The sequence below is a fragment of the Ferrimonas sp. YFM genome (assembly GCF_030296015.1).
GTDB lineage: Bacteria > Pseudomonadota > Gammaproteobacteria > Enterobacterales > Shewanellaceae > Ferrimonas.
Genome location: NZ_AP027368.1, coordinates 624,647 through 649,022, shown reverse-complemented (window position 1 = coordinate 649,022; position 24,376 = coordinate 624,647). Strand labels below are relative to the sequence as shown.

Here is a 24,376-nt window from a genome sequence, read left to right as displayed (position 1 = left end):
GGGTTGGTTACTCTTTGTCGTAACCGGCGTCATCCATGATGGCCTGAGCTTCCTGAACGTAGATCCAGGCATCGTTCATCATGCGCTGCGCCATGGAGGGTCCGTGGACACCCCAGGAGCCGTCTTTCTCGATCTTGGCGGCGGACTCACGGGCCTTATCGACCATCATCAGTACCTTGGCCTTCTCGGAAACGGACAGGCGGGTCACATTCATCAGCTCATCGATACGCTGAAGCTGCTTAACCACCTTGGCGTGGGTCTCCTTAACGGGCTCCTGCCACTCCATTACTTCGCCGTAGATCTCCATCTGGTCTTCGAAGTGCAGGCCTTCGTCGAGCTCAGACTGGAACTGGCTGTGGCAGCCTTTGCCGCTGACCACAGTACGGTCCAGGGCGGAGGTGCGGGCACAGGTCCACATCAGATCCAGGTAGGAGTAGCCGTCTTCATCCTGAGCCACGGTCCAGCCCTTGGTGGCGGAGGTGCGAGGCTTGCCTTCCGGCGGGTTCAGGGTCTTCTTGGTGGGAGAGACCTTGATGTTCCAGATGTGGGAGGCACGAACGTTGTCGAAGCCGGCCTCATCGGGGAACTGGATGGCGGTGAACTTCTCGCAGCTGCCCATGTTGGGCATGTGACAGGAGGAGCACTCGGCTTCGCCGTGTGGCTTGGAGCTGGCGTGGAACTCGGCCTGAGTCTCGTGACAGTCGGCACACACCTTCTTGATCTTGGTCTTGGTCACGTGGGACAGGTAGCTGCCGTCGGTAACCTCGTGTGGATCGTGACAGGTGGTACAACGCATGCCCTTGTCATAGTGGGCAGAGTTGAACATCTGGCCACCTTCGGTACCGCAGGATGGGCAGGCCCCCTTCATCTTCACGGTGAAGGCATCTTCAGGCTTGGCATTGGGGCCTTCGGCCATTTCCGCCACATAGTTGAAGCGCTGGTGACAGCGTTCACAGTTGGAAGGCATGCCGCCACCGACACCACCATCGAGGTGGGCACCGGCGCCGTGACACTCTTCACAGGCGATACCCTTGGAGATGGTGTGCTCACGCAGTTTCTGAGGATCACCCAGGGCGTCGAAGTACTCCTGCTTGTCCTGGAAGTCGAACTTGAAGGTGTGGCACACCTCGCAGTAGGAGGACGCAGGCTGGAACAGGAACATCTTGTCCTTCTTGGCGCCGTAGGAGTTCACACCCCATACGTCAGATCCGGAGTAACCAAACTCCTCCATCACTGCCGGGAATTCAGGGATCACCTCCTTGATTTCACGGGCCTTCTCCGGGGTCAGGAAGGTCAGCCAGTTCACCGAGAACTGGTTGCCACCGGCGTGCAGAGTCCCGGTGCCATCGCGCAGCAGACCATCTTTTACGTGGTAGGAGCCACGAACCAGCCAGGCATCGATGAAGCCGTACTTGGTTCTTGGAGTACCAATAACCGCGTAGATGGCGTCTTCGGTGATACCTTGAGGCAAAATGGGCACATCGGTGCCGAACATCCCCTTCTTCAGGTCACCGCCAGCTTCGACGACTTCCTCGGGGAAACGTACGGTCTTGGCGTGACGGGAGCGCTTCCACTTCTCGTACTGAACGCCGTGGCATTCGCCGCACTTCTCAGGGCCAATAAACTTGTTGGGGTAATCCAGAATGGACTTGGCACCCAGGCGATACTGAACCGCCATGGGACGACCAATCTTGTCACTGTAGTCCTCTGAGTTACCCGTGTGCAGATACTCCTCGCCACGGTCGGAGATGTGGGGCTTACCCACCATCCGGCCCTCAGGGGCGTAGGTCTTAAACACTGGGTGGTTCTCAAACAGGAAGTCCCACAGCTCCTTCTCCTGGATGATGTAATCATGCAGGGTCTTCACCCCCTTCGCCTCTTCAGTCCCGTCAGGGTTGGCGAAGATCATCTGGGCCTGGGGGGACTGCTTATAGCCCTGGTCACTTTGGGCGGCATCTGCCGCTACCGCTGAACCAGTCCATGCACAGACCAGGGCGGCCAAAGACGCCTTTATTTTCCAGCCTTTCATCATTATCTCCTACAAAAGGGTTTTGTATTTCTTGCCTGGCATTGCTTTTTGTGTCCAAGCCTGAAGCCAATTAGGTTGGTAATTGCAAGAAACGCTATAGATAACAACAGAAGAATGGCCATAAAAAGTGGATTTCAAGCACAAATTGGGTTCGCTTTATAGCCTCAAGGCGGACGCCCCAGTCAATTACCAACAAATACCTTTACTAGCAATCACTTAACCAAAACCAAAGCAGGTGCCATTTAGAGTTTTCGAGCCAATTTCAGGAGATAAAACAGATAAAAAAAGATAAAAATAGAATATTTTACCCAGGAATAAACGGTAATTGTCACCGAGATCACAGACAGCCACCCTTTGATTAAATCTCTATTAAAAACCATTTCAATAACAAATGTTCCCGGCTCACAAAATTAATTTTTGCCAAGAGAAAGGCCAATTTATAGGTGATAGAGTCATATTTAAACCCATGAGAAAAACCTAGCCCCCTTAGGTTTACCGGAGGCTGACTGTGATCCCCGAGATAGGCCACTTTCTACTGATACTGGCAACTGCGACCTCTTTACTGACAGGTCTGTTCCTGCTGCTTTGGGGACGATCCGCTGAGCTCTATCTCAATCACTTTGTCCGCCCCCTGGCTCAGTTGAGCGCCTCGCTGGCTTTGGGTGCGACGGCCATTCTGGTATACAGCTTCCTGACCGATGACTTCTCCGTTGCCTATGTAGCCAACCACTCCAACAGCCATCTGGCCTGGTATTTCAAGGTTGCCGCGCTCTGGGGCGGGCATGAGGGCTCCATGCTGTTCTGGGCCCTGGGACTGACCCTGGTCACCTCGGTGGTGGCCGCGCGCCCCCATCACCCGCACCGTTTCGCCAGTCGCACTGCGTCGGTGCTGGCGCTGTTGAGCTTTGGTTTCCTGCTGTTTATCCTGCTCACTTCCAACCCCTTCGATCGGCTGCTGCCCGCAGTGCCCATCGAAGGAAGGGACCTCAACCCCATGCTGCAGGACATAGGCCTGATTCTGCATCCACCCATGGTGTTTGGCGGCTACGTGGCGCTGGCTGTGCTCTTCTCAGGAGCCGTGACCGCCTTGGGCCAAGGCCATATCAAAGGCGCCGAGTTGGCATGGCTGCGGCGCTGGAATCTACTGGCGTGGTTTATGCTCACCCTGGGCAATCTGTTTGGCTCCTGGTGGGCCTACAACGAATTGGGCTGGGGAGGCTGGTGGTTCTGGGACCCGGTAGAGAATGCCTCTTTTATCCCCTGGCTGCTCAGTACCGCTCTGCTGCATACCCTGTATCTGACCCGCACCCAGAAGGCCATGGTGCTGACCTCACTGGTTCTCTGCCTGGGCGGTTTTATTGTCAGCCTGATAGGCACCTTCCTGGTTCGCTCCGGCATCATTCAATCAGTACACGCCTTTGCCTCGGACCCCCAAAGGGGAAGCGGGGTACTGATTCTGCTGCTGGCCACCGCCCTGCCCGCCCTGGCCCTGCTGGCCTGGCAAGCCCCAGTCATGGCTCGAGGCCAGGCCCTCAATGGCCAGAGTCGTCACTGGCTGGTGATGGTCGGCTCCCTGCTGCTGGTGGTCGCTGCCCTCTCTGTGCTGCTGGGCACCTGTTACCCCTTTATCTATGCCGCCCTGGATCTGGGCAGCATCTCTGTGGGTGCCCCCTACTTCAATACGGTATTTATCCCCATGGTGTTGCTGGCAGCCCTGCTGCTGGGTTGGGTGCTCCTGCCGCCCGCGACCACCACGGGTGTGCGGGTAGTCCTGCTGCTGCTGTGCACCGGCGGCGCCACGGCTCTGACCCTGTATGCCAGCAGCAACCGCCCGGACTGGATGTGGATGGGACTGATGTCCGCCTCCTGGCTGGCCCTCTCCCTGCTCCTCTGCGGCTATCACCATTGGCAACAGTCCAGATTCAACCTCTTCCTGGCCCCCTGGCTCGCCCACCTTGGGGTGGCCGTCTTTGTGTTGGGGGCAACGGTACTCACCCATTACGAAGAGGCGGTCATGGTGCGCATGGGCCCGGGCAACGGCCGGGCCCTGGCCGGCTACACCGCAGTGTACGAGCAGACCCTAAACGTACAGCAACGCAACTACCAGGCAAGTGAGGCGGTCATCCGGCTTGATGACGAAGGTAAGCAAGCACTCACATACATCAGGCCGCAGAGACGCACCTATCTGGACGATCGCAGTGAGGTTTCCATCGCCGGGGTGTACCACTCCCCTCTGTCCGATCTCTACATCTCCATGGGTCCGGCCATCAACGACGACCAGTTTCTGGTGCGAATCAGCCACAAACCCTGGGTTCGGCTGCTTTGGATAGGCGGCTTACTGACCGCATTCGGCGGTCTGCTGGCCTGGCGACGCAGCCGCACCACCCACTATCAGGAGTACAACGGATGAGAGTTGTTGTTCTGTTCTGCCTGTCACTGCTTTGCCTGCCGCTTCACGCAGCCGCCTCAGACGGCAATGACCTGAGCCAACGAGTGGAGCGCCTGGCCACCAGCCTGCGCTGTCCCGCTTCGGTCAACCAGACCCTGGCTGACTCAGAAGCGGCCATCGCCTTTGAACTCAAGGGACTCATTGCCCAGCAGCTCAAGGAGGGTCGGCAGGAGGAGCAAGTCGTCCAATATCTGGTGGAACGCTATGGCGAACAGATCCGCTACCAGCCAGGACTTGCCGGGGCTACCGCCCCGCTGTGGCTGATGCCAGTGCTGCTGGTCGGTCTGTTGCTGATGGTAGTGGTCTGGCCCCGCATGCTGCGCCGCCCACCAGGACTAGGAGAGTAAAGATGAAAGCCCTGACCCTGACCGCCACCCTGTTCACCTCCCTGGTGCTGCTGCCTCAAGCAAGCGCTTCAAACCTGGAGAAGGTATACGGGACCGGCGACCCCATCCCCAAACCGATGATCATGAATAAGTTTGTGGAGTTCACCAACGCCCGCAAACCTCCCGAGCTGGTGTTTCATGCCCGTGACGGTGCCCCGGTATCCATGAATCAGCACAGGGGCAACCTGACCCTGATTAACATCTGGGCCAGCTGGTGTGGTCCCTGCCTGAAAGAGCTGCCCTCCCTGGATCAGATGGAAAAGGAGTACCAGGGACAGCCCCTGGCCGTGGTGCCGGTCTCCATTGACGAACAGAGCCCGGATGAGGTCTACAAGATCCTGGCCAACTACCAGTTGCAAGGCATCGAGACCCTGTTCGATGCTGACCACAGCATGCACGGCGTGATGCCGGTAAACGTGGTGCCCGCCACCTATGTGCTCGACGGCAATGGCAACATCGTCGGTTTCGTCCGCGGCTACCTGGACTGGGAGGACCCGGAAGTCGCCCCATACCTGGATAAACTGATTGCCAAGTACAGCGCGGCCAAGCCACAAAGTTAACAACTGAGAAAGCGAAAAGGGCGGCCAGTGGCCGCCCTTTTTCGTTAGCACTGCTCCGGCTTACATCGCCATGGTGGATTTTTTCATCCACGCCATGGAGTAGCCATAAAAGGGGATCACCCAGGCAGCGGAGTGCTCATCCTGATAGAAGCGATAGAAATAGAGAGGCTCTTCGGACAGGCTCTGGCGGCGCAGCTCCCGGTAAAATGGCAGCGCAGCCTGAGTCACCTTCTCCGGTTTCAGCAGGTTACGGGACTGAGTTTCAATCTTGAACACATCCACCTTGTGACCGCCTATGTCTGCGGTAAAGCGAGTGAACTCACCCTCGAAGTTGTACTTGATAGGCGAAGTCAGGCAGTCCTGATCGGTGACGCAGAAAGAGGCGAAGAACAGCCCCTTGGACTCATCCTTGTAGACCAGTGAGATGTTGTGATCGACCCGCACCAACAGCTGATCGTTTCTGGGGAAATAGACATCCGCACTGTACATGTGTTCGGTCAGCTCCCCCTGGTGGAAGGGAACCGTCGGCAGCTCAATACGGTTATACCTGATGCGCTGCTCCATGATCTTCGCCAGCTCGAAGAACACCGGCAAGTCCATCTTCACCTTTTCGGTGGTGGGGAAGTTGATATTGATGATGTCCTTACCTGGGCAGTTGCCGTCAAAACCGGGGCAGATGGAGATGGAATCGGTCTTGCCATCGGTCAGGGCAAACGCCTTGTAGTCCCTGATGATCGCCCTGGTGGAGCTGGTATCAAAATGCCGTTGCCAGCGAGCCAGCTCAGGCCGGGCCTGATCACTGGAGGCCAGCAGCTCTGTGGGGCCGGTTTCACTGCCGATTCGAAGCTCCCCCTGCTCTATCCAGGTCCAGTCACTGACAGAGTTGCTGGCGTGGAACCTTGGCAACAGCAGGTAAACCAGAGCCGCCATCACCAGGGTGGCGGCGATGGCGCCAACGGCAATCAACGGCTTAGTTCGGTGAGAAACAACCTGAGGCTCGACCACCTCGTTCAAGGATTCAGCAGAAGGCTCTTCCGCCAACGGCCGGGCACTGGCAACCACCACCTGATAGCCGCGGCGAGCCACCGTCTTCAGGTTTACTTCGGGGAAGAGTTCCAGCTTTTTTCGCAGGGTGCTGACACACTGGATCAGCGACGAGGGAGCCACCACCCGATCGGGCCACCCCTCCTGAAGCAGCACCTCCTTGGTGCAAATCTCATCCTGATGCTGCATCAGATAGCTGAGTACTGCGGCCTCGGCAAAGGACAACTTAATCTCTTCGGAGGATCTCGTATCTATCAAGCAAAGATGCTGATTATCCAGTACAAGATAAGGGGTTATCTGTATTGTTTTCACTGTGCTTGCCTGGGTTGAGTTTGAGAATCGCTCTCGGGCACCATTGGCGCCCCAAAATGGTTTTACAATCAAGGACTATTATGCCGTTTGCCCCCTACTGTTCCTGTGATGATTTTCGCAGAAACCGAGTCATTATTCGGGCAGTTGACCGGGGTGTGAACCCGGTTGGATTGAGGGGTTTGACTTATGTCCCTCCACCACAGGCAGATGGCTCTTTTTTCGGCAAACGGTACACATTGAGCTAAAATCGTTTGACCTTTTTGCCCGACCACCGTTTAATAGCCGTCCACCGCCTCGATAGCTCAGTTGGTAGAGCAGGGGATTGAAAATCCCCGTGTCCCTGGTTCGATTCCGGGTCGAGGCACCATATTGAAGAGCCCTGAACGCAAGTTCGGGGCTTTTTCGTATTAGCCGTTGTGCCAACGGCGTGTCCCTGACCTGGCCGGCCGCGTACGATTCCGGGTCGAGGCACCATCTTAGAGAAAAGCGTTAGTCGAAAGACTGACGCTTTTTTCATTTCTGCGGACTGTTGAAGCCCGCGCAGGGTGCCTAACCCGGTAATCTCACGTCGCTTCGCTTAGTCCGATGACTTCGCCCTTCGGGCCATCGCAAGCGATGTTACTCCGGTCGTTCCTCCCTCCGTTGCCGGGTCGAGGCACCACGGTCTTCTTCACAGCCCAAGTGCTTCACCAGGCATGCGACCTCATCAGTTTCGGCACATTTAAGCCAAACATTAAACCTTTTGACCACCAACTTCCGGAATATCAAGGATTTTAGGCCTGTGACCTACCAGGTTCAGGAAGCGCTCTACGTTGGCTTCGGACAACACCAGGGTCACCGTATTCACCAGTGGGTGGCACTGAAACGCCTGCCCGTTGCAGATATCCGCATCAAACCACAGTTCCACCTGGTGTTCAGGGTCATTAATCAGGGCCAGCAAAGACACATGCCCTGGCGATACCCCCAAGAACTTCTGCATACGCTCTGCAGAGGCAAAACCCAGGCGGCTGATCTTCAGGTCCCTCGAGAGTTGTTTGAGATCCACAGCCTTATCTGCCCGGGTGATCAAAAGGAAGTGGCGCCGTCCATAGTTATCTCTTAGAAACAGATTCTTCAGGCGCTGACCCGGCCGATGCAGTTTCAGCCTGTCTGCTTCGGTGCAGTTCTCAAGTGGGGGATGCTCAAAGCGCTCAAACTCGATGAGGTGTTGCTGCAGAAATACCTCAATATTCATCGCATCATTCAATTAGGAATCCAGGCCTCAACCATAAAGGTGTCCTGCACGGGAGTCCAGACTCCTCCACCGTGCACAATTTTGCAGCAGACGGGCATGCGGGCGAAAAAAACGGTTGACTCCCCTGCGTTAAATCCGTTTAATACACCCCCGTTGCCTCGATAGCTCAGTTGGTAGAGCAGGGGATTGAAAATCCCCGTGTCCCTGGTTCGATTCCGGGTCGAGGCACCATATTTGAGAAGGCTCTGATGGAAACATCGGAGCCTTTTCTCGTTTCTGGGAACTGTTGAAGCCCGAGCAGGGTGCCTAGCCCGGTAATCGAACGTCGCTTCGCTTGGTTCGATGACTTCGCCCTTCGGGCCATTGCAAGCGATGTTACTCCGGTCGTACCTCCCTCCGTTGCCGGGTCGAGGCACCATCTTAGAGAAAAGCGCTAGACTGGGCGTCCCCACCGCAACATAGGCGCTTTTTTCGTTTAGCGGCTGTACCAGCCGCGTGTCCCTGGGCTAGGCGCCCCCGTACGATGACTTCGCCCTTCGGGCCATCGCAAGCGATGTTACTCCGGTCGTTCCTCCCTCCGTTGCCGGGTCGAGGCACCATCTTAGAGAATAGCGCTAGACTGGGCGTCCCCACCGCAACATAGGCGCTTTTTTCGTTTAGCGGCTGTACCAGCCGCGTGTCCCTGGGCTAGGCGCCCCCACCTAGCCAGCCGCGTACTATGACCGTCGCAAGCGATGTTACTTCAGGCATCCTGCCTTTCGTTTCCGCGGTCGAGGCAACGAAGTGCTTTCCCAATCCCCGCACAATCGTCTCCCCGGCGCAGGCCGGGGTCCAGTGGCTTACTGAACAAAGCACCAAAATCCATCAATCCAAGCCCAATTCACCGCCACAAAAGACAAAGATTCGCCAGTCAGCACTTTTGAGCGGAATTGCTGTTGACTTGCCAGCACGAAATCCGTTTAATACGCCCCGTCGCCTCGATAGCTCAGTTGGTAGAGCAGGGGATTGAAAATCCCCGTGTCCCTGGTTCGATTCCGGGTCGAGGCACCATATTGAAGAGCCCTGAACGCAAGTTCGGGGCTTTTTCGTATTAGCCGTTGTGCCAACGGCGTGTCCCTGACCTGGCCGGCCGCGTACGATTCCGGGTCGAGGCACCATTTTAGAGAAAAGCGTTAGTCGAAAGACTGACGCTTTTTTCGTTTCTGGGGGCTGTTGAAGCCCGAGCAAGGTGCCTAACCCGGTAATCGAACGTCGCTTCGCTTGGTTCGATGACTTCGCCCTTCGGGCCATCGCAAGCGATGTTACTTCAGGCATCCTGCCTTTCGTTTCCGGGTCGAGGCACCATCTTAGAGAAAAGCGCTAACCGCAAGGTTGGCGCTTTTTTCGTTTAGCGGTTGTGCCAGTTCCCGAGCGCACGGCTTCAACTGACCAACACCGCTGAGAAACCCTCCCCCTTTTTCGGCTCAAATGTCGGAAAAAACCCGCATTTTGCATCGAACTTGTAATTATCAGCTTCTTTACTAGGCTCAAACAGCACCCGCACAGTACGGGAGCACTCAAATAGAGCAACAAAAGGAATTGATGATGAACAAATCACTAAGTGCATTGACACTGGGCCTGCTGTTGGCCTTTGCTACCACCTCTGCCCAAGCTAAAGATGAAGGCTTCTATATGGGCGCATCCCTGGGCTCCGCCACCATAGAACAGGATGGTGCCGATCCGGATCTGGGCGACTTCGATTTCGATGAAAACGACTTTGCCTGGAAAATCTTCGGCGGCTACCAGTTCAGTGGTCTGCTGGCCATCGAAGGCGGCTACGTAGATCTGGGTTCCCCTTCCGACTCTGGCACCAAGATCGACCCCTATGGGCTGGATCTCTTCGCCGTTGCCGGCATCCCCCTAGGCCCGGTGAGGGTCTTCGGCAAGCTAGGTGGCATCTACTGGGACTCTGACATCGACATCGGTGATACCAGTAGCAGTGATGACGGCTTTGACGCCGCCGGCGGCGTAGGTCTGGAGTTCGAACTGGGCAGCTTCGCACTTCGTGGCGAAGTGGAGTATCTGGATGTGCTCGATGGCACCTGGATGTACACCATAGGCGCCACCATCACCTTCTAAAGCCAGTCAGGCCGCCTCTGGCGGCCTGAATCCCCCCTCCTGTCATGGCACTCATTGCCAACCCGCCCCATAGCCACTAGCTTAAAAGGCAGTCACCCCAAGGATATGGAGCATCTATGATCACCCTCTATGGTTTTCCCCGCACCCGCTCACTGAGAATCTCCTGGCTGCTGGAAGAGCTGGGGCTGGAGTGGCACTACTCCCTGGTGAACTTCAACAAAGGGGAACACCGCAGTCCCGACTATCTGGCAGTAAACCCCGCAGGCAAAGTACCCGCGCTTACCGATGGCGAACTGACTCTGCTGGAGTCCGGCGCCATCTGCCTGCACCTGGCAGAGAAGTATGGCAGCCACTGGCTCCCTCAGCCTGGCACAGACGACGCGGCCCGGCATCATCAATTGCTGCTCTTTACCCTGTGTGAGCTGGAACAACCGCTTTGGACCATAGGTAAGCACAAATTTGCCCTGCCCGAAGAGCGGCGGGTCCCCGCGGTAATCGACACCGCTGTCTGGGAGTTTGCCCGTGCCGTCTCGCTGATGGAGCCCTGGGTACCAGAGCAGGGCTACCTGTTGGGGAAAAACCCCACCGTGGCCGACATTCTGCTGGCCCACACCCTCAACTGGGCTCACGGTTTTAAGGTGCCCTTGCCGGATAAGCTCGAAAATTACCGCTTAAGACTGTCTCAGAGACCCGCCATGGGCCGTGCACTGCAGCGTGAATTGGAGGCCCTTCCCGACCAGCAGTGACCTGTTCGCCGTAACAAAGGCTGAATTCCGAAGGGATTTCAGCCTCTTTGGCTAGATTTATGGCTAGGTTCAATTTTCTTTGGCGTTTTTTTCATCAAAACACTTGCTTTTAGCTCTACAAAGAGTAATATGCGCGCCCTCGGGATCTATCTCCCTTATTGGGAGGCTATTAGCGCCATACAACGTCTGCCGGCCAGGGCGGCTCTAAATGGGTTGTTGTTTGGGCTAATGCCTCGTTGCTCCGCTTCGCAGCCAAGCTGCGACAACCTGACTGGATATACATGTCTGATACCACTATTGATTTCGCTGGCTTAAATCTGCCGGCTCCTCTGCTTGCGGCCGTTACTGACCTGGGCTTTACCGCCCCCACACCGATTCAGGCCCAAGCCATCCCTTACATGATTGAGGGCAACGACATCCTGGGTGAAGCCCAGACCGGTACCGGTAAAACCGCTGCCTTTGGTCTGCCCGGGCTGGCCCGCATAGATCCCAGCCAGCGCCACATTCAGATGCTGGTGCTCGCCCCGACCCGTGAACTGGCAATTCAGGTTGCCAAATCCCTGGAAGAGTTCGCTGTAAACCTGCGCGGCCTGCGCGTCACCACCCTGTACGGTGGCCAGCCCTACGGCCCTCAGCTGCGTGATCTGGAGCGCGGCTGTCAGGTAGTCGTGGCTACTCCCGGCCGCCTGATGGACCACATTCGTCGCGGTAGCATCGACCTGGAGAAGGTTAGCTGCTGCGTACTGGACGAAGCAGATGAGATGCTCAACATGGGCTTCCTCGAAGATATCGAGTGGATCCTGGAGCACCTGGACTCTGAGACTCAGATGGCACTGTTCTCCGCCACCATGCCTCAGCAGATCCGTCGCATCGCCCAGCGCTTCCTGAAAGATCCCAAGCACGTCAAGATCGCTGCAGATGTAAACGCAAAGGCCAACATTACCCAGAAAGCCTGGAAAGTTACCGGCGTTTCCAAGCAGACTGCCCTGGAGCGTCTGGCAGAGACTCTGCCCTACGACGCCATGATCGTGTTTGTCCGTACCCGTGGTGACACCGTCGACCTGGCCGCCCACCTGAACGGCCTGGGCTTCAAGGCCGCCGCCCTCAACGGTGACATGAGCCAGCAGCAGCGTGAGCACACCGTTGCCCAGCTGCACAAAGGTCGTATCTCCATCCTGATCGCCACCGACGTAGTCGCCCGTGGTCTGGATGTGCCTCGTATCACCCACGTAGTGAACTACGACCTGCCCATGGACTCCGAGTCCTACGTACACCGTATCGGCCGTACCGGTCGTGCCGGTCGTGAAGGTGAAGCGATTCTGTTCGCCCGTCCTCGCGAAATGCGTCTGCTCCGCACCTATGAGCGCCAGACCAAGGGCACCATCATCCCCATGGATCTGCCGACCGCTGAAGAGCTGGGCCGTCACCGGGTTGGCCGCCTGCAGGAGGAACTGACCACCTGCATCGACGAGCGAGACCTGGAAGAGCTGAAGGGTATGCTGACCGAAATGGCCGAGAAGACCGAGAAGGACATTCTCAGCCTGGCCGCCGCCCTGCTGTTTGAACGCCAGCGTAAGAAGCCTCTGAAGCCTAAGCCAGATCCAGAGCCTCGTTTCGAGCGCCGCGAGCGTTCCGAACGTCGTGACCGCGATGGTGATGATCGTCGCCCACGTCGCGAGAACATCAACTTCGACACCTACCGTCTGGCCGTTGGCCGTGAGCATGGCGCCCAGGTGAAGGACATCGTCGGCGCCCTGGCCAACGAACTGCAGCTGGAGAGCCGTCTCATCGGTCAGATCCGCCTGTTCGATGCCCACACTCTGGTGCAGCTGCCGCAGAACATGCCTCCTTACGTTCAGAACGACATGCGTAAGATCCGCATCCGCAACCGCCAGATCGACGGTCAGATCACCTCTGAGCAGATCCCGCCTCGGGATCGTGATGACAACCGTCGTCCTCGTCGCGATGGTGAGTTCCGCGGTCGCCGTGACGGTGAATTCCGTGGTCGTCGCAACGACGGCGACTCCCGTGGTCGCCGCAACGACGGTGAGTTCCGTGGTCGTCGCGAAGATGGTGAGTTCCGCCCTCGTCGTAACGACGGTGAATTCCGCCCTCGTCGCAACGACGGCGAATTCCGTGGCCGCCGCGAAGACGGTGAGTTCCGTGGTCGCCGCAACGAAGGCGGTTACCAGGGCAAGCGCCAGCGTCGCGAATTCAACGACTAACAGGCATTGAGCGGATCATTCCGCTCAACCCTCAGGTCTGATAAGCTGCCCTCCTTCTTGGAGGGCAGCTTTTTTTATGAGAAAAATCTTAATATCTCTGGCAGTTACCGCCAGTTTTGGGGCCAATGCCTCCTTTACGGAAAACAGCAGTGATGTACTGGAGTTTGCCCTGCCTGCCGCTGCGGCATCCATCGCCTACTTCGTCGAAGAGGATGAAGAGGGGCTGTGGCAGTTTGGCTACAGCCTGGGCGCCACTGCCCTGACCACCTATGCCCTGAAGGCTGCGGTCGACAAAGAGCGCCCAAATGGCAAGGATGACGATGCCTTCCCCAGCGGTCACGCCGCACTCACCTTCTCCAGCGCAGGCTTCCTGCATCGTCGCTATGGCTGGCAATATGCCCTGCCCGCCTACCTTCTCGCTGGTTACACCGGCTATGCCCGGGTCCAGACCGACAACCATGAAGTTGAGGATGTGCTCGCCGGTGCCGCCATCGGGTTGGCGTTCAACCACTTTATTGTGTCCCCGCACCCGGATCTGGCCATCGCCCCCTACTATGATGGTGAGACGGCTGGCCTGGTCGGCCAATTCAAATTCTAGGAGAAGCTATGTTTGAGCTACACGAGCGGCTGGAGCAGGACTCCATGCTGATTGGTCACCTGAGTCTGTGTCAGGTAAGGCTCTCCAAGGATGGCCGCTACCCCTGGCTTATCCTGATCCCCGAGCGCAGCGGTATCAAGGAGATCCACCACCTGAGTGACGACGATCAGCAGCAAATGATGCGGGAGTCCTGCCAGGTGGCGCAGATCATGGAGGAGGTGCTGAGCCCGGATAAGGTAAATGTGGCGTCTTTGGGGAACATGGTGCCTCAGCTGCATCTGCACCATGTGGCCAGATTTGCCAGCGATGACGCCTGGCCGGGCCCCATCTGGGGCGCCCATCCGGCGCTGCTGGAGTCGGAGCATGAGCTGGAGCAGAAGAGCCACCAGTGGCAGCAGTGGCTCTCCCGAATCCAGGGTTTTGTGGTGGCCTAGGGTTATCCCGCCTTCTGACGACACTCCGGCTCTACTGAGATGGAGCCGGTTTCGGTCGAGAGCATGCACTGACCATCCATGATGTTGGCCTGCAGGCGGATGTTTCTGTCCGCCAGATCAGCCAGGCCATTGAAGGCCTCATCGGACAGGCTCCAGATGGTCAGGTTGTCATGGCGGCCCAGGTTGCCCTGGTTCTGCTGCCACCACACCTGGGCGGAACGCTCACCATAGTTGAACAGCACCACCTGCCTGGCACGGGAGCAGGCCTTTTTCAGGCGCTTCTCATCGGGCTGGCCGAGCTCAATCCACAGCTCAATCTCACCGGCATCGTTCTTCAGCCACAGCTCAGGCTCGTCATCGGCACACAGCCCCTTGGTAAACTCCAGTTTCTCTTCGGCATACATGCACCAGGCCAGCAACCGCACCATCAGCCGACCGTCGGTTTCCGAGGGGTGGCGGGCCAGAGTCAGACTTTCGCTCAAATATTGGTGGCGATCCATATCCGCCAACTCGACGTGGGCACGGAACACCGTCGCTTTCAGGGCCATCAGTTCTCAATTCCAGAAGTAATAAGGGTAACCGCTGGAGTGTACCAGTATTTACTTGCCGGCCGTCACCTTCTGGCCAATTTTCAGAGAGCCCGAAGACAAATTTCGGGAACCCTGGGTCCAATCCCGGGTCATACCCCCTGTTTATACGAATAACCCTTGCATAATGGGCGGTTAGCCCTAATAGTAGTTGGGATGTTTTTAGGGAGAATCCAATGCGCACTCTATTTAAGATCGGCCTGGTTGCCGCAGCCGTAGCTCTGGCCGGCTGCCAGGACAAAGCCGCCGATACCAAGGCGGAAGACGTCAAGCTCAACACCGAAGACCAGAAGATCGCCTACGCCATCGGCGCCTCTTTTGCCGGTAACCTGGCCAGCAGCCTGGACCAGCTGAACGAGCTGGAGATTTCCGTGGACCGCGATCTGGTTCTCCAGGGTATCAAGGCAGGTCTGGCTGGCAACAACCAGTTGACCGAAGAGGAGATGGGTCAGCTGCTGCAGGCATTTGACACCAAGATCGCCGAAGCCGCCCAGGCGAAGGAAGCCGCAGAAACCGCCGCCGTAAAGGCTGAAGGTGAAGCCTTCCTGGCCGAAAACGCCAAGAAAGAGGGCGTGAAGGTGACCGAGTCCGGCCTGCAGTACAAGGTGATCACCGAAGGTGAAGGCGCCAAGCCTGCTGCCACCGACACCGTGGAAGTGCACTACCGCGGCACCCTGATCGACGGCACCGAGTTTGATTCCTCCTACAAGCGCGGCGAGTCCATCAGCTTCCCGCTGAATGGCGTAATCAAAGGCTGGACCGAAGGTCTGCAGCTGATGAACGTGGGCTCCAAGTACGAACTGTACATCCCCTCCGAGCTGGCCTATGGTGAGCGTGGCGCCGGCCAGTCCATTCCTGGCAATGCAGCCCTGGTGTTCGAAGTGGAACTGCTGGGCATCCCCTCGCAGGAAAAGCGGGACATGGGCATCGAGGAGCAGTAAGCTTCTCCCCATAAAAGAAAAGGCGCCCTTTGGCGCCTTTTTTGTATCACTAATATTCAGGAGGGAAGATGATCCTGCTTACCGGCACCAGCCGCCCCTTCGGTGATGGCCACAGCGCCATCCATAAAGAACCCGCCGACGCAGCCCTGTTCTGCTCTACCCTGGGATTGCCCGGAGACGAGGTGGCTGACCCAAGATTCCATGGTGGCGCCGACCGTGCCCTGCATTACTACCCGGCGGAGCATTATCAATTCTGGGCTCACTATTGGCAGAGCCTGGGTCTGACCGCCTCACCGACCCCCTTCGAAGCCGGCGCCTTTGGTGAAAACCTCTGTGGCCAAGGCTGGACCGAGCACACTGTCTGCGTCGGAGACCGCTTCCGGCTCGGCGGCACCCTGCTTGAGGTGAGCGAGCCCCGCTGCCCCTGCCACAAACTCAACACCCGCTTTGACTACAGCCACATGGCCCTGCAGGTTCAGCTGACCCATCGCTGTGGCTGGTTCTTCCGGGTTATCGAAGAGGGCGACATTGCCCCGGGAGACACCCTGGAGCGGGTCGAACAGGATCCCCTTGGGCTGACCCTGGCGCAGTGCAACGCCATCCTCTATGGGCAACCCTTCAACCGGGAGGATCTCACCCGACTGGCTGAGCACCCCAAGCTGACCTCTGTGTGGAGAAATCACGCGAAGCGCTGGCTTGAAACCGGCGTCGGCGGAGACTGGCACAGGCGGCTGTTTAGTCACCCTGCAACCTCTCAATAACAATGGACAGACCACCGGGTTGAATAGCCATTCACATTAACTCGGTGGTGACTCCTTGGAGTAAAACTTCGTTTTAAACACCCAAAATTGTCGTTAACACAACTGGCAAAACCCCGTATCTTTCCGCCCTAACTTATGCTTTTTTCGTAATATTACCACGAACGATGTTTTTTCCGTCAGTCACTTTCAGAGCAAAATAAACGGAAAATCGGCGATTATTTAACCCGGAATCAAAAATAACGTGATTCATGTCACACAAGCCAAGGGAAGTCATATTCGCCGCTTGATGGAGGAGCAGTGTCGGTATATGGCTGTGACATCAACTTTTCTGGATAAAAGTTGCTTAAAGAAAATTACTACAATCGCGAGGATACGATGATGAAAGCAATCGCCTCTACTGCGGCCGCAGTGACTCTGGCTCTGACATCCTTCGTCGCCGGCGCAGCAGACTTCAAACCTGCCGTGGCCTATGACGTAACCGGTAAGTACGACAAGTCCTTCAACCAGGCAGTTTTTGAAAATGGTGTAACCCAGTTCAACAACGACAAAGGTATGAAGATCCGTGAGTTTGAACCTGCCAACGATGCTCAGCGTGAGCAGGGTCTGGAGCGTCTGGCTAAGCGCGGCTTCAACCCCATCGTAGTTGTAGGCTTCATGTACGGCACCGCCCTGGAAAAGGTGGCCAAGAAGTACCCCGACAGCCAATTCGTCATCATCGACTCCGTTGTAGATCTGCCAAACGTTAAGTCCATCGTGTTCAAAGAGCACGAAGGCTCCTTCCTGGTAGGTGCTCTGGCAGCCATGAAGTCCGAGTCCAAGAAGCTGGGCTTCGTTGGCGGCATGGACATCCCTCTGATCCGTAAGTTCGCTTGTGGCTACGAGCAGGGTGCCAAGTACGTAAACAAAGACGCCGAAGTATTCCAGAACATGACCGGTTCCACCGTTGCTGCCTGGAACGATCCCGCCCGTGGTTCCGAGCTGGCCAAGTCCCAGTTCACCAAAGGCGCTGACGTAGTATTCGCCGCTGCCGGCGGTACCGGTGTTGGTGTTTACCAGGCCGCTAAGGACGAAGGCAAGTTCGCCATCGGCGTAGACTCCAACCAGAACTACCTGCACCCAGGTGTGATGCTGACCTCCATGGTTAAGCGTGTTGGTCTGGCGACCTACGAGATGTTTGCCGACGCTCAGAACGGCAAGTGGGACGCTGGCATCAACGCCCTGGGTCTGAAAGAGAACGGCGTAGGCTGGGCTCTGGATGACTACAACCGCTCCCTGGTTTCTCCTGAGATGGAGAAGCAGCTGAACGACATCGCCGCCAAGATCAAGTCTGGCGACATCGTGGTTCACGATTACATGAGCGACAACACCTGTAAGTACTAAGCTTACCGCTCCAAACCCGGAGAGGTCCGCCTCTCCGGGCTTTCCCCTCCCAGCATCTCATGCCAGATAGCAAAGAGAACTCTGCTATGTCAGATCGAACTGAAAAACCGTTCGCCCTGGAACTAAAAGGCATCGACAAACGTTTCGGCGCAGTACACGCCAACAACAATATCGACCTTCAGGTCCCCGCAGGGACCATCCATGGCATCATCGGCGAGAACGGCGCCGGTAAGTCCACCCTGATGAACATCATCTACGGCTTCTACGAGGCCGACAAAGGTGAAATCCTGGTGGACGGAAAGAAGTGCAGCATTAAAACCTCCCGGGCCGCCATCGAGGCCGGCATCGGCATGGTGCACCAGCACTTCATGCTTGTAGACAATTTCACCGTACTTGAGAACGTAGTCCTGGGCGCTGAGGAAGGCGCAATGCTGGCAGGGAGCCTGACCAAAGCCCGTAAAGAGCTGACTCGTCTCGCCAAGGAGTACCAGCTGGACGTGCCTCTGGACGCCCTGGTCGAAGAGCTGCCTGTTGGTCTGCAGCAGCGAGTTGAGATCCTCAAGGCGCTCTACCGCGGTGCCCGAATCCTGATTCTGGATGAGCCCACCGGCGTGCTCACCCCTCAGGAAACCGATCACCTGTTCCGCATCCTCGATGCCCTGCGCGATCAGGGGGTAACCATCCTGCTGATCACCCACAAGCTGCGGGAAATTCTCGCCGCCACCGACAATGTATCGGTAATGCGTCAGGGCGCCATGGTCTCTCACGTGGTCACCAAAGAGACCAACAAAGAGGAACTGGCGGAACTGATGGTGGGTCGCAAGGTGCGCCTGAAGGTGGACAAAGAGGCCGCCAAGCCCAAGCAGACCCTGCTCAAGACCGAAGATCTGCGTGTGGTGGACAGCCGCGGCGTAGAGCTGCTCAAGAGCGTCAATATCGAACTCAAGGCCGGTGAGGTCGTGGGTATCGCTGGTGTATCCGGCAACGGCCAGTCCGAACTGATGGAGGTGTTAAGCGGCTTACTCACCCCCACCAGCGGCAAGGTGGTTATCGGCGACACCACTATCTCTGCAGACGTCCCCAGCGATCCTGCCGCAGTGCGGGAGATGGGCGTGGCACACGTGCCTGAAGATCGTTTGGCCATGGGTCTGGTCAAGCCCTTCACCGCCAAAGAGTCCGCCCTTCTGGGCTACCACGAGCAAGAGAAGTACAACGGCAAGGTTCTTACCAAGACAGGGGTCATCGAGTCTGAGTGTAAGCGCCTGATGGATGAGTGGGATGTGCGGCCGCGCAACCCCAATCTGCGCAGTTCGCTGTTCTCCGGTGGTAACCAGCAAAAGCTGATCATCGCCCGTGAGGTGGACCAGAACCCTGATGTACTGCTGGTGGGCCAGCCTACCCGTGGTGTGGACATCGGTGCCATTGAATTCATTCACAAGCGCCTTATCGAGCTGCGCGACGAAGGCAAGGGCGTGCTGCTTGTCTCCGTTGAGCTGGATGAGATCCTCTCCCTGTCCGACCGCATCATCGTGATGTTCGACGGCCAGGTGGTGGGCGAAGTCCAGGCTGACAAGGCCAATGAGCGGATTCTGGGCATGATGATGGCCAACGTTATTCCAGATGAATTGAAACAGGCCAATTCGGCCGAAGGAGATGCAGCGTGAGCGACTCCAAAATGCCGGCGTGGGCCAATGTAGGCCTGCTGCCGTTGTTGAACGTCACCCTGGCGTTCGCCGTATCCGCCTTGGTATTCATGTTTATTGGCATCGATCCTGTCGAAGCCGCCGAGGTGATGTTGTACGGCGCCCTGGGCTACGAAGAGGGTATTGGTTACACCCTGTTCTACGCCACCAACTTTATCTTCACCGGCCTGTGTGTGGCCCTGGCGTTCTCCGCCGGGCTGTTCAACATTGGTGGTGAGGGTCAGGCCTACATCGGTGGTCTGGGCGTGGGTCTGGCCTGTCTGGCCCTGGACTCCGCCCTGCCCTTCTGGGCCCTGCTGCCCATCACCATGCTCTCCGGCATGGTGTTCGGTGCCCTGTGGGCACTGATCCCCGGCTACCTGCAGGCCTACCGTGGTTCTCACATCGTGATCACCACCATCATGTTCAACTTCATCGCCTCGTCGCTGATGGTATACCTGATGGTGAACGTACTGAAGCTGGACGGCCAGATGGCGCCGGTTTCCCGCGTATTCGAACAGAGTGCCCAACTGCCCTTCATGCATGAGATCATGGGCTGGTTTGGCATCACCATCGAAGAGTCCCCGCTGAACCTGGCGTTCATCATCGCCCTGCTGACCGGCTTCTTCCTGTGGGTTCTGCTGTGGCACACCCGCTGGGGCTTTGCCATCCGCGCCATGGGCAGCAACCCCACCGCCGCCCGCTACGGCGGTATTGATCCCAAGAAGCTGACCGTTATCGTCATGCTGATCTCCGGTGCCATGGCTGGCCTGGTGGGCATCAACGAGGTGCAGGGTTACTCCGGCCAGATCAAGCTGGACTTCGTCGCCGGCTACGGCTTTACCGGTATCGCCGTGGCGCTGATGGGTCGTGGTCACCCGGTGGGCATCATCCTGGCATCCATCCTGTTCGGCCTGCTGTTCCAGGGGGGCGCCGAGCTGGCGTTCGAATACCCTGAACTGGACCGCAACATCGTGGTGGTGGTTCAGGCCCTGGTGATCCTCTTCTGTGGTGCCCTTGAGTACATGCTCAAGCCCTACATGGAGAAGTTCTTCGCCGCTGTATCATCCAGCAAACAGCAGACTGCGGAGGCCTAAGCTATGTACGAGAATATTATCCTGATCCTCGACGCCACCCTGCGGGTGTCCACCCCTCTGCTGCTGGCCGCCATGGCCGGTATGTTCTCCGAACGCTCCGGCGTGGTGAACATCGCCCTGGAGGGTAAGATGCTGTCCGCGGCCTTCGCCGCCGCAGCGACCGCCACGGCCACCGGCAGCGTCTGGCTGGGCCTGCTGGCCGCCATCCTGGTGGGCATCTGCATGGCGCTGATCCACGCCTTCGCCTCTGTGACCCACAATGGTGACCAGGTGGTGTCCGGTGTGGCCATCAACATCCTGGCCGCGGGCCTGACCATCACCCTGGGCCGCTACTGGTTCGGCCTGGGTGGCCAGACTCCGACCCTGACCGATGAACAGCGGTTCAACCCCATCACCTTCCCCTTCGCGGACGCCCTGGCAGACGTTCCCCTGATTGGCGGGCTCTACTCGACCCTGCTGTCCGGACACAACCTGCTGGTGTATGGCGCCTTCGCCCTGGTGCCTGTGTGCTGGTGGATTCTGTACCGCACCCGCTTCGGCCTGCGCCTGCGCGCCGTGGGTGAAAACCCCCACGCGGTGGACACCGCCGGTATCTCCGTGGCCTGGCTGCGCTACCGTGCCCTGATCATCGCCGGCATCCTCTGTGGTATCGCCGGTGCTTACCTGTCCACCGGCCAGAACGCCGGCTTCGTACCCAACATGAGCGCGGGTAAGGGCTTTATCGCCCTGGCGGCACTGATCTTCGGTAAGTGGCGCCCTCTGACCGTAATGCTGGGCTGTCTGCTGTTCGGCTTCCTGGACGCCGTAGCCATCCGCCTGCAGGGTGTTTCCCTGCCTGGTGTTGGCGAGGTACCGGTTCAGGCCATCGAGGTACTGCCCTACATCCTGACTGTACTGCTGCTGGCGGGCTTCATCGGCCGCTCCGTGGCACCTAAGTCTGTGGGTGTGCCCTATGTGAAGTCCCGCTAAGGACTGAACAGAAAAAGAAAACGGCGCCCTGGGGCGCCGTTTTTTTATGGTCTCTCTCAGACCTGCAAACTCATCAGGCCGCTTCCGCCTGAGGCTCCAGCTGTTGGCGACGACCGCGCAGCAGCACCCAGATCAGAGGCAGGGCCATCATCATGGAGAGCTGCTCCACGGCGCCAAGGCCGCTGACACCAAACAGGCCCACCACTATGGCCGCTCCGGTCATTTGGAACAGCCCCAGCAGAGCAGAGGCGGTTCCGGCACGGTCACCGAAGGGGGCCAGGGCACTGCCGGCGCAGATGGCGATCAGGAAGGAGAAAGCCACGGAAGCGACGAACACCGGCCCCATAAAGGCGATGGGAGTCATCAGACCGCGCAAGGCAAACTCGGCCATGCCCGCCAGGGCCATCAGCACCACGCCGAACCACAGGGCGCGTTTCTGCCCCATCCAGGCCACCGCCTTGGGCGCCGCAAAGGCCGCCACGATGTTAATGGTCGCGTTGACGCCGAACCAGATGGCGTAACTGCGGGCATCCAGCCCCAGCTCCACCATCAGCCTGGTGGGGGACTGAGCCACATAGCCGATGATCATCGCCATCCCCAGCAGCGCCAGCACCGCGTAGAAGCGAAACGCCTCCACTTGCAACACACTGGCGTAGCGACTCCAGGACAGCAGACGACCTTCGCTGCTGGTGTTCGCGGGGCGGGTCTCAGGCAGCATCAGCCAGAGTACGGCACTGACCAGCACACCATAGCCAGCCATAAACCAGAAGTTGGCGGTCCAGCCCCACCAGTGGGTCAAGAGGCCACCCAACAGGGGGGCTGCCGCCGGGACGATACAGATGACGCCGTTCAGATAGCTGAACATCGGCTTGGAGCGCTCGGCACCGAAGAAGTCGCGCACTCCGGCGAAGGCCGCCACAGACAGGGCACAGGCCGAGAAGCCCTGCCCCAGGCGGGCGGCCATCAGCAGGGCGTAGTCAGAGGCCAGAGCCGCCATGGAGGAGGTCAGAATGTAGAGCAGGGTTCCGGTCAGCGCCACCGGTCTGCGGCCGTAACGGTCCGCCAGGGGACCGGCCAGCAGTTGCCCTATGCCGAAGGAGAGCATGAACATGGGCAGGCTCTGTTGCACCCAGGACACAGGCACCGACAACGCCTCGGCCATCTGGGGAATGGCGGGGAGGAAGATGTCGATGGCCAGGGGTGAAAACAGCACCATCATCATGAACAGCGGCAGAGGGTTGGTTAAACGCATGACTACTCCTTAAACGTCGATGCGTCTATTGTAGGGATCGCCAGATATGAAATAAAATGACTTATAATCCTAAGCTGATAGTCCAAGAAGGAATATCATGATCCGCCATACCGACCTGAATCTGCTCAGAATCCTGTTGACCCTGCTGGAGGAGCTCAGTGTCTCCCGCACTGCTGAGAAGCTGTGTCTGACTCAGTCGGCGGTCAGCAAGCAGCTGGCCAGACTACGGCAGCAGTTGGGGGATCCGCTGTTTATCCGTCACCCCAAAGGGCTCACCCCCACCCCAAGGGCCCGCTCCCTGGAGCCCCAGGTCCGCGCCTGGCTGGCCATGGCCGATGAGATTCTCGAGCCCCAGGGGTTTGATCCCGCCAGCAGCCAGAGGCGTTTTCGCCTGGCCCTGACCGAGACCTGTTTCGCCACCCTGCTCACCCGCTTCCTGGGGCCGATGATGAGTGCCGCCCCCGGCATCATGCTGGAAACCAAGAGCTGGGAAGCGGTGGGCTTACCGCTGCTGAATAAGGGCGAGGTGGATCTGGCGATCTTCCCCAGGGACAACGACACCCGGGCCCCCCACCCCTTTCACATCAGCAGTTTGCCCAAGAATCTGGAATACGTGGAACTGAGCAGAGATGACCATGTCTGCCTGGTGCACGACAAGCACCCGGTTCTGGAAAGGGAATGGAGTCTGGAACAGTATGTGGGCTTGTCCCACCTGAAGATTGAGTGTGAGGGCTCCGATGCCTGGCTGCTGGACCAGGTACTGGCGGAAACCGGCCATCAGATCACCGCCTCGATGCGCACCTCAGACTTCTACTCCGCCGCCCTGCTGTGTCAACACAGCGACCTGGCCTTCACCTGCACCCGCAGCTTTGCCAACCGGGTGTCCGAAAGCCATAACCTGGTGAAATTGCCACTGCCGCTGAAGATGGAGCCTTTGAGCAACCTGCTCGGCTGGCCGGCCCACCTGTCGGCGGACCCGGCACACCGCTGGTTGCGGGAGTTCATTATCGCCCAGTGCCAGCCAGGTCAGGGCGCGCACTGCCCCTGATCACAGGGGTCACCGGCCTCCCCAACAGGCTGAGGGGCCAGGTCGCGCTCCACTCTCATCAGCAGGGTGCGGCTGACAATGTCCTCCTCCAGGGTGATGGCGCCACGGCCATAACGCTCTCCCTGTCGATAGAGGTCCAGCAACTGCTGGCCTGTGGGCGCATAGCTGCCCTGATAGCTCCACAGCAGCTGGCACTCCTGCTCCTGGCAGTAGTTACTGACCAGTTCAAAAGAGTGCTGCGGCTCCTGAGCAGAGACCGGAGCCAGCATTGCGGCCCCCAGCCAGGCGATCCATTTCGTCATTGGAACCTCCCCTAAAAATCCCACGCACGCATCCCTCAGAGACAACTGCGGCGGCATATGCCAAGGGCATTAGGCCGCCGTTTTTCTCCTCTATGCTGTAAGTCTAGGACAGGGTTCTGGGCCTGGTTGAGAATTTGTGTATAATCCAGCTCCGGCTTGTAAAACGGCGTAAAAAATGGGCAACCCTAGGGTCCAGCCAATGCGAGTCGAATATGGGGAGGT

General features: G+C 58.1%; 21 protein-coding genes and 3 tRNA genes. 18 read left to right on the top strand and 6 right to left on the bottom strand.

Annotation, left to right across the window (positions count from 1 at the left end; genetic code table 11):
• Nucleotides 1–7: 7 nt before the first annotated feature.
• On the bottom strand, nt 8–2,029 hold the full coding sequence (locus tag QUE41_RS03070) for a cytochrome c3 family protein (RefSeq protein WP_286341488.1): 2,022 nt from the start codon (nt 2,027–2,029) through the stop codon (nt 8–10).
• Nucleotides 2,030–2,537: 508 nt separating this feature from the next.
• Here QUE41_RS03070 and QUE41_RS03065 point away from each other — a divergent pair.
• From QUE41_RS03065 to QUE41_RS03055, 3 genes are read left to right on the top strand one after another with little or no spacing between them, the layout of a single operon-like run.
• A complete protein-coding gene (locus tag QUE41_RS03065) occupies nt 2,538–4,439 on the top strand; it encodes a heme lyase CcmF/NrfE family subunit (protein WP_286341487.1) in 1,902 nt (633 codons plus the stop codon).
• A complete protein-coding gene (locus tag QUE41_RS03060) occupies nt 4,436–4,825 on the top strand; it encodes a cytochrome c-type biogenesis protein (RefSeq protein WP_286341486.1) in 390 nt (129 codons plus the stop codon). The genes QUE41_RS03065 and QUE41_RS03060 overlap by 4 nt, the downstream gene beginning before the upstream one ends.
• A gap of 2 nt (nt 4,826–4,827) precedes the next feature.
• Nucleotides 4,828–5,424 carry a TlpA family protein disulfide reductase gene (locus tag QUE41_RS03055; RefSeq protein WP_286341485.1) on the top strand — a complete coding sequence of 199 codons (597 nt, stop codon included), beginning with the start codon at nt 4,828–4,830 and terminating at the stop codon, nt 5,422–5,424.
• A gap of 60 nt (nt 5,425–5,484) precedes the next feature.
• Here QUE41_RS03055 and QUE41_RS03050 read toward each other — a convergent pair whose 3' ends face one another.
• Nucleotides 5,485–6,693, bottom strand: a complete 1,209-nt coding sequence (locus QUE41_RS03050; RefSeq protein ID WP_286341484.1) for a winged helix-turn-helix domain-containing protein — start codon at nt 6,691–6,693, stop codon at nt 5,485–5,487.
• Nucleotides 6,694–7,071: 378 nt separating this feature from the next.
• On the opposite strand from QUE41_RS03050, the gene QUE41_RS03045 reads away from it, so the two are divergent.
• A tRNA-Phe gene (locus tag QUE41_RS03045) sits at nt 7,072–7,147 on the top strand.
• 366 nt (nt 7,148–7,513) lie between these two features.
• Here QUE41_RS03045 and QUE41_RS03040 read toward each other — a convergent pair.
• Nucleotides 7,514–8,014 (bottom strand): prolyl-tRNA synthetase associated domain-containing protein, encoded by a 501-nt coding sequence (locus QUE41_RS03040; protein ID WP_286341483.1) that lies wholly within the window; start codon nt 8,012–8,014, stop codon nt 7,514–7,516.
• Between the two features lie 155 nt (nt 8,015–8,169).
• Here QUE41_RS03040 and QUE41_RS03035 point away from each other — a divergent pair.
• The 7 genes from QUE41_RS03035 (at nt 8,170) to QUE41_RS03005 (ending at nt 14,135) form a co-directional block, all read left to right on the top strand.
• Nucleotides 8,170–8,245, top strand: a tRNA-Phe gene (locus QUE41_RS03035).
• 743 nt (nt 8,246–8,988) lie between these two features.
• Nucleotides 8,989–9,064: transfer RNA gene (locus tag QUE41_RS03030), tRNA-Phe, on the top strand.
• A 534-nt stretch (nt 9,065–9,598) separates the two neighbouring features.
• Nucleotides 9,599–10,132 carry an outer membrane beta-barrel protein gene (locus QUE41_RS03025; protein ID WP_286341482.1) on the top strand — a complete coding sequence of 178 codons (534 nt, stop codon included), beginning with the start codon at nt 9,599–9,601 and terminating at the stop codon, nt 10,130–10,132.
• 116 nt (nt 10,133–10,248) lie between these two features.
• On the top strand, nt 10,249–10,878 hold the full coding sequence (locus QUE41_RS03020; protein WP_286341481.1) for a glutathione S-transferase family protein: 630 nt from the start codon (nt 10,249–10,251) through the stop codon (nt 10,876–10,878).
• Between the two features lie 281 nt (nt 10,879–11,159).
• Entirely contained in the window at nt 11,160–13,103 is a 1,944-nt protein-coding gene (locus QUE41_RS03015) for a DEAD/DEAH box helicase (RefSeq protein ID WP_286341480.1), read from the top strand.
• A gap of 76 nt (nt 13,104–13,179) precedes the next feature.
• Nucleotides 13,180–13,701, top strand: coding sequence for a phosphatase PAP2 family protein (locus tag QUE41_RS03010; RefSeq protein ID WP_286341479.1), 522 nt, complete (start codon nt 13,180–13,182; stop codon nt 13,699–13,701).
• An 8-nt stretch (nt 13,702–13,709) separates the two neighbouring features.
• Nucleotides 13,710–14,135 carry an HIT domain-containing protein gene (locus QUE41_RS03005; RefSeq protein WP_286341478.1) on the top strand — a complete coding sequence of 142 codons (426 nt, stop codon included), beginning with the start codon at nt 13,710–13,712 and terminating at the stop codon, nt 14,133–14,135.
• A gap of 2 nt (nt 14,136–14,137) precedes the next feature.
• Here the strand turns inward: QUE41_RS03005 and QUE41_RS03000 are convergent, their stop codons facing one another.
• Nucleotides 14,138–14,683 (bottom strand): YaeQ family protein, encoded by a 546-nt coding sequence (locus QUE41_RS03000; RefSeq protein WP_286341477.1) that lies wholly within the window; start codon nt 14,681–14,683, stop codon nt 14,138–14,140.
• Nucleotides 14,684–14,898: 215 nt separating this feature from the next.
• Between QUE41_RS03000 and fkpA the strand changes: the two genes are divergently transcribed.
• From fkpA to QUE41_RS02970, 6 genes are all read left to right on the top strand, one after another.
• Complete coding sequence (gene fkpA / locus QUE41_RS02995) at nt 14,899–15,663, top strand: FKBP-type peptidyl-prolyl cis-trans isomerase (protein ID WP_286341476.1); 765 nt, start codon at nt 14,899–14,901, stop codon at nt 15,661–15,663.
• 68 nt (nt 15,664–15,731) lie between these two features.
• On the top strand, nt 15,732–16,424 hold the full coding sequence (locus QUE41_RS02990) for an MOSC domain-containing protein (RefSeq protein WP_286341475.1): 693 nt from the start codon (nt 15,732–15,734) through the stop codon (nt 16,422–16,424).
• Between the two features lie 375 nt (nt 16,425–16,799).
• Entirely contained in the window at nt 16,800–17,804 is a 1,005-nt protein-coding gene (locus QUE41_RS02985) for a BMP family lipoprotein (RefSeq protein WP_286341474.1), read from the top strand.
• An 86-nt stretch (nt 17,805–17,890) separates the two neighbouring features.
• The gene (locus tag QUE41_RS02980) at nt 17,891–19,468 is read left to right on the top strand and encodes an ABC transporter ATP-binding protein (protein WP_286341473.1); all 1,578 of its coding nucleotides are present in this window, start codon (nt 17,891–17,893) and stop codon (nt 19,466–19,468) included.
• On the top strand, nt 19,465–20,583 hold the full coding sequence (locus QUE41_RS02975) for an ABC transporter permease (RefSeq protein ID WP_286341472.1): 1,119 nt from the start codon (nt 19,465–19,467) through the stop codon (nt 20,581–20,583). The genes QUE41_RS02980 and QUE41_RS02975 overlap by 4 nt, the downstream gene beginning before the upstream one ends.
• Nucleotides 20,584–20,586: 3 nt before the next feature.
• Nucleotides 20,587–21,552 (top strand): ABC transporter permease, encoded by a 966-nt coding sequence (locus QUE41_RS02970; protein ID WP_028109150.1) that lies wholly within the window; start codon nt 20,587–20,589, stop codon nt 21,550–21,552.
• A gap of 73 nt (nt 21,553–21,625) precedes the next feature.
• Here QUE41_RS02970 and QUE41_RS02965 read toward each other — a convergent pair whose 3' ends face one another.
• The gene (locus QUE41_RS02965; RefSeq protein ID WP_286341471.1) at nt 21,626–22,804 is read right to left on the bottom strand and encodes a multidrug effflux MFS transporter; all 1,179 of its coding nucleotides are present in this window, start codon (nt 22,802–22,804) and stop codon (nt 21,626–21,628) included.
• A gap of 97 nt (nt 22,805–22,901) precedes the next feature.
• Between QUE41_RS02965 and QUE41_RS02960 the strand changes: the two genes are divergently transcribed.
• Nucleotides 22,902–23,852: a LysR family transcriptional regulator gene (locus tag QUE41_RS02960; protein ID WP_286341470.1), complete on the top strand. Its 951-nt coding sequence runs from the start codon at nt 22,902–22,904 to the stop codon at nt 23,850–23,852.
• Here QUE41_RS02960 and QUE41_RS02955 read toward each other — a convergent pair.
• Nucleotides 23,831–24,154 carry a hypothetical protein gene (locus tag QUE41_RS02955; RefSeq protein WP_286341469.1) on the bottom strand — a complete coding sequence of 108 codons (324 nt, stop codon included), beginning with the start codon at nt 24,152–24,154 and terminating at the stop codon, nt 23,831–23,833. The genes QUE41_RS02960 and QUE41_RS02955 overlap by 22 nt on opposite strands.
• Nucleotides 24,155–24,376 lie beyond the last annotated feature (222 nt).